The organism is [Haemophilus] ducreyi (genome assembly GCF_900109315.1).
Classification (GTDB): Bacteria; Pseudomonadota; Gammaproteobacteria; order Enterobacterales; family Pasteurellaceae; genus Haemophilus_B; species Haemophilus_B ducreyi.
Genome location: NZ_FOJC01000007.1, coordinates 111,986 through 125,358 on the forward strand (window position 1 = coordinate 111,986; position 13,373 = coordinate 125,358).

At 45.1% G+C, this 13,373-nt stretch carries 11 protein-coding genes and 4 pseudogenes; all 15 read left to right on the forward strand.

What is annotated here, in order from left to right:
• Nucleotides 1-20 precede the first annotated feature (20 nt).
• A complete protein-coding gene (locus tag BMX01_RS06085; protein ID WP_074647968.1) occupies nucleotides 21-374 on the forward strand; it encodes an HI1506-related protein in 354 nt (117 codons plus the stop codon).
• Nucleotides 326-706 (forward strand): annotated as a pseudogene (locus BMX01_RS06090) (gp436 family protein); the annotation flags it as partial. The gene BMX01_RS06085 and the pseudogene BMX01_RS06090, both read left to right, overlap by 49 nt.
• Nucleotides 706-1,167, forward strand: a complete 462-nt coding sequence (locus BMX01_RS06095; protein ID WP_064082119.1) for a DUF1834 family protein — start codon at nucleotides 706-708, stop codon at nucleotides 1,165-1,167. The pseudogene BMX01_RS06090 and the gene BMX01_RS06095, both read left to right, overlap by 1 nt.
• Entirely contained in the window at nucleotides 1,143-1,322 is a 180-nt protein-coding gene (locus tag BMX01_RS06100) for a DUF7210 family protein (RefSeq protein WP_172592909.1), read from the forward strand. The genes BMX01_RS06095 and BMX01_RS06100 overlap by 25 nt, the downstream gene beginning before the upstream one ends.
• A complete protein-coding gene (locus BMX01_RS06105) occupies nucleotides 1,322-2,068 on the forward strand; it encodes a phage tail tube protein (protein WP_074647970.1) in 747 nt (248 codons plus the stop codon). The genes BMX01_RS06100 and BMX01_RS06105 overlap by 1 nt, the downstream gene beginning before the upstream one ends.
• A gap of 47 nt (nucleotides 2,069-2,115) precedes the next feature.
• Nucleotides 2,116-2,520: a DUF6631 family protein gene (locus BMX01_RS06110; protein WP_064082117.1), complete on the forward strand. Its 405-nt coding sequence runs from the start codon at nucleotides 2,116-2,118 to the stop codon at nucleotides 2,518-2,520.
• A gap of 23 nt (nucleotides 2,521-2,543) precedes the next feature.
• Complete coding sequence (locus BMX01_RS06115; RefSeq protein WP_126497614.1) at nucleotides 2,544-2,729, forward strand: hypothetical protein; 186 nt, start codon at nucleotides 2,544-2,546, stop codon at nucleotides 2,727-2,729.
• Nucleotides 2,730-2,844: 115 nt separating this feature from the next.
• Nucleotides 2,845-6,072, forward strand: coding sequence for a tape measure protein (locus BMX01_RS06120; RefSeq protein ID WP_234946419.1), 3,228 nt, complete (start codon nucleotides 2,845-2,847; stop codon nucleotides 6,070-6,072).
• Nucleotides 6,072-7,070, forward strand: coding sequence for a hypothetical protein (locus BMX01_RS06125; RefSeq protein WP_064083346.1), 999 nt, complete (start codon nucleotides 6,072-6,074; stop codon nucleotides 7,068-7,070). The genes BMX01_RS06120 and BMX01_RS06125 overlap by 1 nt, the downstream gene beginning before the upstream one ends.
• A gap of 2 nt (nucleotides 7,071-7,072) precedes the next feature.
• Nucleotides 7,073-8,039, forward strand: a pseudogene (locus BMX01_RS06130) (hypothetical protein).
• Complete coding sequence (locus BMX01_RS06135) at nucleotides 8,039-9,721, forward strand: hypothetical protein (protein WP_064082114.1); 1,683 nt, start codon at nucleotides 8,039-8,041, stop codon at nucleotides 9,719-9,721. Before BMX01_RS06130 ends, BMX01_RS06135 begins: the two are co-directional and overlap by 1 nt.
• A gap of 44 nt (nucleotides 9,722-9,765) precedes the next feature.
• Nucleotides 9,766-10,574: pseudogene (locus BMX01_RS06140) on the forward strand (phage BR0599 family protein).
• Between the two features lie 17 nt (nucleotides 10,575-10,591).
• Nucleotides 10,592-10,843 (forward strand): hypothetical protein, encoded by a 252-nt coding sequence (locus BMX01_RS06145; RefSeq protein ID WP_064082113.1) that lies wholly within the window; start codon nucleotides 10,592-10,594, stop codon nucleotides 10,841-10,843.
• A 4-nt stretch (nucleotides 10,844-10,847) separates the two neighbouring features.
• Nucleotides 10,848-11,051, forward strand: coding sequence for a hypothetical protein (locus BMX01_RS06150; RefSeq protein WP_064082112.1), 204 nt, complete (start codon nucleotides 10,848-10,850; stop codon nucleotides 11,049-11,051).
• A pseudogene (locus tag BMX01_RS06155) lies at nucleotides 11,051-13,373 on the forward strand (phage tail protein); the annotation flags it as partial. The gene BMX01_RS06150 and the pseudogene BMX01_RS06155, both read left to right, overlap by 1 nt.

Below are 13,373 nucleotides of genomic sequence, written 5' to 3' on the forward strand. Positions count from 1 at the left end.
TTAAAGAGGATTTAAATGAAATGGAAAACCCTACTTCGTTATACGATGTCGTGGTGTCGAACAAAATTAAACACGGTTATCGCCGTGCTGGTCTCTGTCTCGCAGCGGGTGAAAGCAAAATTGAAGGCATCACCGAAAACCAGCTTGCACAACTCCAAGCCGACCCACGCTTGGTGGTTAAAAAAGCCGAACCCGCAAGCGGTGAAAAAGATAGCAAAAGGCTATCTGAAAATGGTAAGACTGCATCTACACAAGGCAAACAGCTTCCAGAAGGTGTATTACCAGCCGACTTAACCGTAGAACAACTTAAAGTGAAACTAACGGAGTTAAACGGTATGGCGATAAAGTCTTTGATACGCTTGCCGGCGGCGTAGATAGTCCCAAAGTTGCCGAAGCACTGCAAGATGCGTCGCAGACGATTGATAGCTATTTAGCAGGACGTTATAGCCTGCCCTTAAAAAGGGTGCCGGCGGTGTTAGAACGTCATTGCTGCTATATCGCACGCTATTTTTTGGAAAAAAATATCGCGACTAAGCAAGCACGCTGCGACTACGAAGATACCATTAAATACTTAGAAAAAGTGGCAAATGGTACTATATCACTAGGTGTTAGCGAAGACGGTAATGCAATAGAGAGTGACAATATCATCACTATACAGTCATCACCCTCGATTTGGGCGCGAGATAAGTCAAAGGGGTTTATCTGATGAGTAATATTGCTAAAACCAGTGACGCATTACAAGCGCGAATTAGAGCACTTTGCGGCAACGTCTTAAACGAAGTAACGACACATTCCGGGCACTGGGATGATGCGGCGGTGGCTCGTATCGTAAGTAATCCGCCTGCTGCATATATTGCCTGGCTTGGACATATGCCCGGTGAAAACCCGCGTATTGTACAAGCTCGCTGGGCAATATATTTGGTCGCGAATGTACTAGATGGTGAGCGCGAAGACAATATCGGTATCTATCAATTGGTTGAGCGGTTAAGCGCGGGATTACACCGCTATCGGCTTGAGCCAAGCGGTACCTTTGAGTTATTAAGCGTACAAAACTTGTGGTCGGACACACAAAGCGGTATGGGCGTTGCGGTCTACGGTATGTATTTCAAGGCACCTATGCCAAATTACGGGGGGTTAACATCATGGCACAAATTAAAATCATGTTGACTGTGGCGCATACGCACGCAGGCAAGCAATATCAAATAGGCGATGTAATTGACGTACAACAATCAGACGCCGATTTTATCATTAAAAACCGAATCGGCGAAACTTTGAAAGCAGCGAAAGCGGCAAAAAACAAAAAAGAAGGAGATCAAGAATAATGGCACGCAACGAAACTTACAGCTACGGTCAAGGTAAAGTTTATCTTGCAGAACGTTTACCAAACGGGCAAGCTGGCGCATTTCGCTGGGTCGGTGATGTATCAGAGTTAAATGTCTCACTGACCGTCGAGGATTTTACCCATAAAGAATCATACTCGGGCAATCGCCAAGAAGTGCGCAAAATTATCACCGGCAAATCCGGCGAAGTTTCCGTTAAATTCCACGAGATGAGCAAAGAGAATTTGAGCTTAATGCTCTTAGGCGAAGCCAGCACAATCAAAGCGGGTAATGTGGCAAAAGAAGCATTGCCTGACGATATTAAAGTTGGTGATCGTATTGCGTGGGCACATCAAAATGTGAGCGATGTAAAAATTGCTGAATTAAAAGAAAACACGGATTTTGTTGTTGATGCGATTTTCGGGACGATTGAGTTTTTAAAAGAACAAAAAAGCAAGAAATTAACCGTTGCCTATAACTACGGTGATGTTGATGTGATTGCACTTTTAACCACCAATCCGAAAGACTTATTCCTGCGTTTCGAGGGAATCAACCTTGCTGAAGAGAATGAATGGAGCTTAGTTGAGTTGTACAAAATCAACTTCAACCCAACGGAAGCATTAAATTTAATCAACAACGAAAATGCGCTTGATGCGTTAAGTGCGAAAGCCAAAGTGTTAGCCGATACGACTAAAACGGGCGATAGCACGCTTGGTCGATTCGGGCGCGTTGTTAAAATTAAAAAATAACGCTTTTTCTGCCCCTAGTATTTAGGGGCTTTCTCTAGGTTTCAGTCATGCAAAAAGAAAAAGATGAATTAAATGTACTCTTCCCGCACCAAAAATTGACTATTGCCGGTGAAGAAATCGAAGTTAAAGAATACTCTTTAATCCAACAGTTACAACACCGAGCCTTGTTTATGCCGTTTGTGACGGATTTGCGCACTACGCTTTCACAAGCTGACACGCAATTCGGACTTGACCCATTGATGAGTTTGCTCGCAGAACATTATCAAGATGTTTTAACCATGGTGAGCTTATCTATCAATAAGCCGCTGGAATGGGTGCAAAACTTAACCGGCGAGAATGCGGAAACGGTATTGATGATGTGGTGGACGGTCAATAGTGATTTTTTTACCCGTCAGGCGCTGCAACCGATGTTAGAAAAAGCGGTACTGCAACAAGCGCAGAAGCAGAAATAAACTGGGCAGAGCTTATTGAACAATTGATTGCAAGCGGACATGATTTTAACCAAATTCAGTATTACACGGCACGCCAGATAACGCTGTTTTATCAGCAATCGATTTTGCGTGAGCGACGTTTAAGAGCTGCGCGCACGGTAGATGTAGCTTATGGGGTAAATGGTGGTAAAGAGGTGACCGGTTATCTAAACGATTTAACCTCGACATAGTGCGAGGTTAAATTTTAGGAGCAAATATTAAGCTTAATAAGAATGCAAAAGGCGATCTAAAAATTGCAATGATAAAAGCAATCAACGGATAAGTCAATGTGCCTAATCCGAGTGCTTGCCCGATGGTCGCTTGCCCGAAAAGCACGCACAACAAGCCGATAAGGCAGCATCAAAGCTTGGCAAAACCCGTGCTGGTGTTGAATCTATCAGTAAGCAATTAGCCGAATTAAAAAAACAAGCCATTGGCTTAACTTTGGGTAATGTGGCGATTGGCAATTTAGTGCAAACCAGTGACGAATTTAAAAGCCTTGAAGCACGCATTAAATTAGTTTCTCGCTCAAATCTTGAAGCTAAAGGCACTTTTCATGGCTTGATGACTGTAGCACAAGAAACGGGGACAGCATTTTCTGCTACGGCGGAGCTTTACACGCGCGTTTTTCGTTCATTAGGCGACTCGGCAAACTCGGCAGAAATCTTGCGCTTTACGAAAACCGTTTCACAGGCGATGACAGTCAGCGGTGCTGGTGCACAAGAAGCGCAAGCAGCAATCATTCAGTTATCACAAGGTATGGCAGCCGGTGCATTACGTGGCGAAGAATTTAACTCGGTGTCTGAACAAGCCCCGATTATTTTAGAACTCTTGCAAAAATCCCTCGGCAAAACCCGAGGCGAGTTGCGCAAAATGGCGGAAGAAGGTCAATTAACCACGCAAGTGATTATGACTGCCGTGGCTGAAGGTGCAGACAGTATTCAAAAACAATATGAGCAAATGCCATTGACGATTGGCAAAGCGGTCACGCAACTCTCTAACGCTTGGCTTGAATTTGTCGGCAATACCGATAAAACGCTGAGCGCATCTACCCTTGTTTCGACGGCGATTTCGACGTTGGCAAATCATCTCGAGGGTTTAGCCGGCATTGCCATTTTAGTCGGCACGGCATACACCGCGCGCTATTTATCAGCCATGTACACTAGCATTAGCTTAAAAAGTAAAGCAGTGATCGCGGAAAGTGCGCACATGGCAGCGATTAACGCTAGTGCAACGGCTTCTGTTCGTCAAGCACAAGCGACTGTAGTTTTAATGCAAGCGGTCAATGGCGAGACGGTATCGGTCGGGCGCGCAACAAAAGCCTATGGTGCGCTTGCTGTTGCCAAAGCCCGAGCTGCTGCCGTCAATGTAGGCTCGGGATTATTTGCGGCAATCGGCGGACCAGTTGGGCTGGCGATTACGGCTATTGCAGGGCTGAGTGCAGCGTATCTGTATTTAAAAAGCCAAGAGGAAGAAGTTGAACGTCAATTTGCCCAATCTCTCACTACGCTTGATGCCAATATTGAGAAAACTAACGCCTTAGTCGAAGCACGTACCAAATTGGGCGAAATGGGCGGTTTTAGTGATCGCCTTGAACAGCTCAAAGTTAATACGGCGTCATTAGATGAAGCGAAACAAAAACTTGAAGCACTCATTGCCGAGCGCGATAAATTGCTAAATCAAAGCCGTACTAGCGTCATGGGCGGATTAATTAATGCCGATGAAGTAAATGCGCTTAATGCGCAAATTGATGAGCTACAGCAAAAAATTGACTCAATGAGTACGGCTAGCAGCGAATTAGCCAATATTACGCAAACGCAATTAGCAGTGGCTTGGGACGCAGCCATCGAAGCCGGCGGTACATTAGCAGAAAAATTAACGGAAATTGGCGACCCGCAACATCCTGAAGCAGTGAAATTGCTCACAGAAGCAATCAAAGCAAGTGAAACCGAAGCCCTTGCGATGAAAACGGAAGTGGAAGAACTCACTCAAAAGCTCAAAAAAGATTTGAGCCAAGCCTCCACGACGGCAATCGAACGCTTAGAAGCGATGCGTACAAAATTTGAAGGCATTGCCGCACAAGCAGGGATGTCGGGCAATGCAGTGCAAGGTTTTATCAACAAAATCAATGAAGCCATTGGCTTGCAAACTCAACTTGAGCAAAAGCAAGCAGAGAAAAAAGGCGGCGATGAGCTAGAAAAACTGCGTACCCGCGCACGTCAATCGGGAATGAGTGAGCTTGAAAAGAACCTTGATAATGCACGTAACAATAGCAATTGGACGGATGAGCAGAAAAAAGAGGCAGAAGCACTCTATCAAACGATTGAAGCAAATCAGAAAAAACTGCGTGAACAGGCGGAAGCGGACAGAAAAGCAAAAGTGGAAGTGAATAAAGCGCAACGTAAAGCGGAAAGTGATGCGAAAAAAGCGGCACAAGATACAAAACGTACGGCAGAAGAAGCCACAAATAAGCTACGCGAACTCAATAGTGATTACTTGCGCTTAACCGGACAAACGGCAAAAGCGGATCTGCTTGATGTACAAAGTAAATACAACCAGTTACTCGCTTTATTTAGCAAAGCCAATAACCAAGACGGCATTAATTTGGTTAAGCAAATGTTACCGCTGGAAGAAGCCAAGGTTCAGTTAAATGGCATTGAGGCAGAAATTAACAAAGTGATGCAGGCACAAAGTGCCAAAGAACAGCAGATTCAAGCGCAAGTACAAACCGGGCTTATTTCACACTTTGAAGGACAGCAACGCTTAAAAGATATGTATGCGCAAACGGTAGCAGAAATTGAAAAACAATTACCGCTCCTGGAAAGATTAGCACAAATGCCCGGTGCGCAAGGCGAAGCAGCCGGCGCAATGCTTGAACAAATGAAAGTAAAAATTCAAGAGCTTAAACAGACAGGAAACGAACTTGAAAATGCGTTTAAACAGGGTTTAACACAAGGTATCCAAAGCGCATTGATGGGACTTGCTGAAGGCACAATGAGCTTGGGTGATGCGGTAAAACAATTAGCCCTGACCGTGATAAACAGCATGGCGCAGATTGCCGCACAACAACTGGCAATGCAAGCGACCAGTGCCATTAGTGGCTTTTTCGGCGGTGCGGGTGCAGCCGTGACGGCAGCCACCGGTGGTTTTATTTCCGGACCGGGAACAGGCACTTCGGACTCCATCCCGGCACGGTTATCCAATGGTGAGTTTGTGGTGCGTGCGGCAAGTGTGCAGAAATATGGCGTGGGCTTTTTACATGCAATTAATCGTGGTCATTTACGTAAATATGCCACCGGTGGATTGATCTCTGCACCATCAATGCCGTCATACAACGAGCTAACATTGACCCAAGAAATGCAAAACGGCACGGCAGGACAACAGGCGGTAGCAAGCCCTGTAACTATCCAACAAACGTTAGCGGTGGATAGTGCGGAATTATTCACGGCAGGCATTAATACGGTCGCGGGTGAACGTGCGGTAATGACCGTGATTAGGGCGAATAAACAGACATTAAAACAGGAGTTAGGCTAATGGCATACACAACAGGCACAGCAGAAAACGAGCGTGATTTATTAGACAAAATCAATAAGTTTCTAACACAAGATGAAACACTCAAGCGCGACGGACAAGCGTGGACAGTATTACTTGACCGTAAATTGACCGAAACCGCAACACAAAAAGAAATCCGTCAAATTGCGTGGAAATCAACCGGTACCGGCGTTGAACAAGATATTTATCTTGTGGCTTCAACCGATAACTTAATTTCAGCTGATACTTACAATCTTAACTTTTGGGGCGGCACGTTTTTCAATGAAAAAGCGGTTACGCCAGCTGAAATTGACAAAGGCTTAATTAATGCCTCCCCTGGCGTTGTTTTGTTTGCGGATAACCGTCCAATCGAATATCACATTGTCGCAAGTGGACGTTGTTGCAAAATTATCACACGCATTTCGCAAGTGTGTTCAAGTGCTTATCTCGGTTTTATTTTACCGACCGTGCCGCCGACAGAATACCCCTATCCGCTTTGTGTTGCCGGTAGCGCACCGATTGTGGATGAAAACAACCGTGCGGTACGAGTACGCTACTCACAAACAGGTGAATTGCATTCATCAATCATAGACGCTAAATATGGTAATTGTTGGCTTTTTACACCTGACCAAAGCTGGCGTGACTTTTACGGCAGCAGTTACAAAAACTTGCGTACCGATTCACGCAGACAATCGCTATTCCCGTTGTGTAATTATGAGCTTTTCAGTTCATATCAACAGCCACGCAGTATTGATTCAATGGGCGAAAGCCAAGGCGGTGCTTATCCATTGATACCTGTTGAATTTATCAGTCTCAAGGATTCTAGCCAAGGACGTAACCGTTGGGGCACATTTGATGGCGTGTATTGGATTCCGGGTATTCAGCGAGCAGCAGGCGATCAAGTCACTATTACTGAAGGACGAAAAGGGCTGGTGTTTAACGGTGGCTATCGTGTAGCAACCAAGGATTATTTTGTGATTGAGACAACAACGGAGTATTAAGCATGGCATATCAAACGGGTAACGCAAAAGACGTTAAGGAACTACTTAAAAAATTAAGTGAGTTTGCTCAAGGCTTAAAGTGGGTAGTAGATAAGTCGGAAGATAATTTGCTGTGCTTACACAACGAGCAAGGCTACTGGTCGCTTATGTTTAAGCCTGAAGTTAATCAGTTGTTTACTTATGTGAATACCGGCTTCGATACCAGTAAAAAAGGCCATGAACAGCCCGGTTCATCAAGAGCGCACGCTTATCGTGAAATCGACACGGCAACCTCTCAGTTAGAAAAAGGCAATTATGCGTCTTATGACTTTTTCGGCACGGCGCAATATTTACACGTTGTCGTGCAAATTGAAGCGGAAAAATTTCGGCATTTTGGCATTGGCACGTTAAACAAAGAAGGCACTTATACCGGCGGTCAATATACCTATGGCACTTATATCACAAAGAACTACGCGCATTATCAAAATAGCGACCACGCTTACGGCTTTTCTAACGGGGCGCGTGGCAATCAAGCGGTTGTCCGTGCCGACGGTATCAGTGGCGATAAACGGACACCTTGGTATTTCGCTCCCGTAAATGTTTCAGATTATAAAGATTTGAGTAATGCGGATAAAGGCAAATACCTGCTTACACTCGGCAGAGCGGCGATGACAACAGACGAAAATACTTATCATCCTGATGCCTTACTTGTCTATTACAGTCAATCTAAGTTCGGGCAATCGTTAATACCGTGTCCACACAGCTTAATTGCACATGGTATTGATGGTATTTTTCGCCGTTTAGGTATTCTTGCAGATCGCTATGAATGCACAATGGTTGTGTCTCTCGCCCCGTCAAATTCTGACCATCAATAGCGAGAAATGGATGATTATTCCGAGTGCGCAATATGACGTGCGTAATGAAAGTTATATTGAAAAAGGGAAAAACAACTCAGGGATTCAAGGCGTGGCTTATCGGATGGTTGAATAATGGCAAATATCAATGGCTATATTGTAACAAGTGGTAAAAGCCTCGCGTCTAAAGATACCGCCTATTTAGACCGCTTGCCGATTTATCGTGGCAAAGCACGTATTGCTGCAAGCCTTATGCCGACAATGTCAGGCAAACTCCGGCAAGGCAAGTTATTAGATTTAGCTCAGTCGTTACAGGCTTATATTGCGCCGAACTACTACAGCGATTTATACAGCCGTGTGCTTGTGATTCCGCATACAGTTAATCTAGGCTCAATTTCAACTGAACAAGTGTTTGATGTGCACTTGTGGAATGCGAACCGACACACGGTCAATTTAACCAAGGTAGATATACAAGATGGCGAAGGCATTACGCTAACCGGCAATCAAACACCACTCACGCTACGCGCACTGGCACTTAAGAAGTGGACGGTTAAAGTCAGTATGAACGGTCCGGCGGAAATTGATTGCACAGTAACTTTTACGATTGCGGGCAAAAATCCGGTTACGTTGCGCATTATTGGCTCGCGCTCTACCGACTGGGAATTTTTCCCCGATTGGTCTGAAGACGTGACTGAAAAACTAGAGTTTTTAACGACCGTGCATCAATCAATTACCGGAGCGGAACAGCGTATTGCAAAACGTTTATCACCCCGTCGAACCTTTGAATTTAAAGTCTCTACCGTTGGAACAGAACGTCAGCGTTTAGAAAATATGCTCTATGCTTACGGCGCAAGAGTGTGGGCGTTGCCGATTTTCACGCATCGAGTTTATTTGGCTAAGCCAACCAAACAAGGCGATAGAACCCTTTCACTCGCCACAACAGGCTTTGACTTTTATGTCGGAGGACGTGCGGTTTTGATGAACGGGAACAAACGTGAAATGGTGGATATTACTGGCATTGAGCCTGATAAGCTTGAAATAAAGCGCCCGTTATTGCATCGCTTTGATACTCACACACAGATCTATCCGTTGCGCTCCGCCGTGCTGACCGATATGCCACAACTTACTCGTTTAAGTGATGGCGTGGCAACCGCACAAATTCGCCTGCAAATTCACGAGCACAATGGCTATGCTGCCGATATTCGTCACTTGCCGACTTATCGTGGGCATCCCGTGTTAGAGCCAACCAGCGAATGGTCAGAAGATATTACCGCACAATACTTGCGTTTGATTAAACAACTGGATAACGACACCGCCTTACCACATTACTTAGATACGGCGAAAAATGCGTTTCAGCTCACAAACCATCGTTTCTTGTTAAATGGGATTGACGCACAACACCAACTGCGCCAACTGTTTTACTACTTACGTGGCAGACAAAAAGCGATTTGGGTAGCAAGTTCGACATCAGATTTAACACTAGCAAACGATATTGTCGGCAAAAATCTCGATATTGAGCTGGTTTATTACACGACTTGCTTATTGAAACAGGCGGGACGGCAAGACATTCGCATTGAGTGTACCGACGGCAGCGTGCATTACCGCCGGATTTTAGCCGCAACGGTAAGCAACAACCAAACCGAACGGCTTGCACTGGATGGTGAAGTGTTAAATTTAAAGCGTGAACAAGTGGCTAAGATTTCTTTTCTGACACTCTCACGCTTAGAGAGCGACACGATTGACTGGAAGCACCACACTGATACGGTGGCAAGTGTGATGGTTAGCTTCCGAGGCTTACATGATGAACTCGAAGTTTAATGATTTAAACGACATTTAAACGATATTTAAAAAGGATTTAAAACGTGAATTATTTAGATAAAACCCATTCTGTTGCCGATGGTCAGCCCGTTACGCTTTATCAATTTACCCGCGGCGATGATGAAAAGATTTGGCGTTTTTGTGATGCTGACCAAGACATTGTCGTAAACAATGAAAAATGGCTGGCAACCGCAATCAGTGATAGCGGTCGTCGCACGGGCGAGAATATCAATATTGTGCTACCGAGCAATAACCCTGTGGCATTGCTGTATCGTGGTATGCCACCGAGCCAAACCGTTAAGGTGATGATTATGCGCTTGCATTATCAAGAACAAGAATTACGGGTAGTTTGGATTGGTACGATTATTGAAGCAAAACGCCCTGATGTACATAAGACGGAATTAGTTTCTGCGGGGCTATCTTCCACAATGCAAAGTGCGGGCTTGCGCTTAACTTGGGGACGTAACTTCCCTTATACGCTCTACGATTACGATTGCAGAGTTAATCCGAAAAATTTTGCGGTTGCAGGTTTGGTGATTAAAGCGTTAAACGGGACAACACTCACCGTAGATGTGCCTGAAAATTTACCTGAAGGCTGGTTTAACACCAGCTTTATTGAGTGGACGGATAGTGACGGCGTGCGCGAAGTACGGGCGGTAACGGTACATAAAAATAACCAAATTACCCTAATGGGTGGTACACAAAAGCTGTCTGTTGGCACAACGATTAAGGTGTACCCCGGCTGTGACGGACGGGCAACTACTTGCCTAAAAAATTTAACAATATGCTGAATTTCGGTGGTATTCCGCACATGCCGAATAAATCGCCTTATGATGGGTCACGGGTATTTTAATTTAAAAGGAGAACGTTATGTTTGCAGCCATTGGTTGGGCGGTCGTTAAATATGTTGCAGTGCTTGCGGTCAGTTATTTATTAAATCAAGCGCTTGCGCCAAAACAACGTAGCGGACAAGGACCGGAAGCGGTTTCAAGCGACGAATGGAATTTCCCGCAAGCGAATGAAGGGACACCACAATGTGTGTTTTTCGGCGATTGCTGGACAGAAGATTGGCAAGTATTAGCGCACGGTAACTATCGTACCACTGAAATTAAAAAAGGATAAGTAAATGGTCATCACGATACAAGATATGCGCCGTGTGCATTTTTGCGCGGCAGGTGTACAAGCGTTCTTTGAGCGCGAGGGGTGGGATTTCAACGACTTTTTGCAAAATGGAATTGATTCTGAAAAATTCTTAGCCACCGGTAGCGTGTTTGCACGCAAATGCGTGACTGCCGCAAAACAAGCACAACAAACGAAAGGGGAAAAATAATGGGTGGCAAACGCAAAGGCGGTGCGGTAACGGTCGGTTATCGTTACTACTGGGATATTCATTCGGGGCTGGGACGCGGACCGGTAGATGAGATTGTGGAGTTACGCATTGATGATAAATCGGCGTATGTCGGTAAGCCAGGAGAGCTAACGCATTCACAAGCGACTTATATTGACAAGCCAAACTTGTTCGGGGGTGAAAACACTGGTGGCGAAGGCGGTATTCAAGGGCGGTTAGAGATTCTCATGGGTGAGCCTGACCAAAAACCAACGCAAATGCTAGTTAATCTGTTAAAGGGCAATCAAAACCCTGCTCCTGCCCAACCGAATAACTCCCGCTTACGTAAGGCAGGACAACGCAAAAAACAGCAAGCTCAGCAAGACTTTTTCTCTGCTGGCAATGTGACTGAAAGCAATCTTGCAAAAGATGATTTGATTCCCGGCTTCCGCAGTATTGTTTCCACGGTGTTTAGCGGGCTGATTAGTTGTTATAACGCGTACCCGAAAAAACATAGTTACCGTGTGCGACGGGCATTAAAAGGCTGGTTTAACGGTACGGTGTGGTATCCGGAAAAATGCAAAATTATGTTACGCAACGACACGTTAAAAATGTCAGGACTGACAAAAGAGCAAGAAGAAAATGCGCGTCAAATTCATGCTATGAACCCTGCGCATATCCTTGTTGAGTGTGCCACCAATAAAAGCTGGGGTGGCAAAAAGGACTTAAGTGATCTTGATTTAGACAGCTACAAAAAAGCTGCAGACACGCTCTATGAAGAAGGCTTCGGATTGTGCTTACGCTACAATCGCCAAGGCTCGATTAAAGAGTTTATGCAACAGGTTATCGACCATATTGGCGCGGTGCAATACGACAACGTGGAAACAGGTAAGCAAGCCATTCGTTTATTGCGTAACGATTATAACCCCGACGATTTGTCCACATTTCACTATGATAATGGGATTTTGATGGTGCAAGATGATGACAGCTCGGCAACCGATACAACAGCCAATCAAATTATCGTGAAATGGCGCGACCCGGTGACAAACCGTGAAGACCAAGCCATTGCGAATAATATTGCGTCTGTGCAAATGCACGGTGTTATCGCAAAAACCGTTGAATATAAAGGCGTGCCGACTTTTGATTTAGCCGCTCACCTTGCACAACGTGATTTAGAGATGGTCGCCAGCAGTTTAACATGAAGATTGTGTTTGATATGCGTGCCAGCGAATTGAAACACGGCGATGTGTTTAAAGTACATTTACCGGAACGTGGAATTGAAAGTGCGGTTTTTCGTGTCGGTGCTATTGAAAATGGTAATGAAAGCGAGCTTATAGTGACTTGTATGCAAGATGTGTTCGGTTTACCGGCTGCAAATTACTCAACACAAAAAAGCGAGTCGCTTTATGTGCCGCCGGATTACACCGCCAAGCCGATTAATGAGGCGCGATTACTTGAGGTACCGTATCACGTGTTACCACTGGTGTTAAGTGAAGCGGAGTTTGCATTTGTTAAACCGACCGATTGTTTTGTGTGGAGCTTGGCAACTCAACCGAGCGCACTGTCGGTCGGTTATGAGATGTTAGTTGATGCGGGTGCCGGTTATACGCAAACGACGACCGGCTCATTTACACCGTATATCAAACTCGAAGAGCCTGCGACAGCGTACCAAACCACGTTTAAATTTAAGTTAGAGGGCGATTACGCAGCGTTACAGTACGCCGAAGCGGTTATGATTGACGATGAGATCATCAGAATTGATGCTGTGGATTTTAAAACTGGCACAATGACCGTAGGGCGCGGTTGTGCGGACACGATACCACAGGCGCATAAAGCTAACACTATTGTATGGTGCTATCTGCTTGCCGCCGGCACGGATGAAACAAAGTATACGGTAAACGAAATGCTCAAAGCCAAGTTATTAACCCGTACACAGATTGAAACGCTCTCTGAAGATGCAGCTAGTGTATTAACACTAACCACACAGCAACGACAAGCGCGCCCTTACCCACCGGCAAATGTAAAAATAGACGGTGCATTTGTCGATAAGATTGCAGACAGTTCAGCGTTTACGCTTACATGGGCGCATCGAGATAGAGATATTCAAGCAGACCAACTTATTGCGCATACGGATGACAGTACTGCACTTGGGAAAGGTGTTAGCTATAAAATTGATTTAATGGATGGCGATAACATAGTGCGGTCAATTACAACGAATGGGACAGAATTTGTTTATCCGGATGAAGGCAAAACAGAAGGAGAACAATTTAGCAAACTGGCGTTCTACGCAGTAAAAGATAAGCTGACAAGCCTGTATCGCTATGA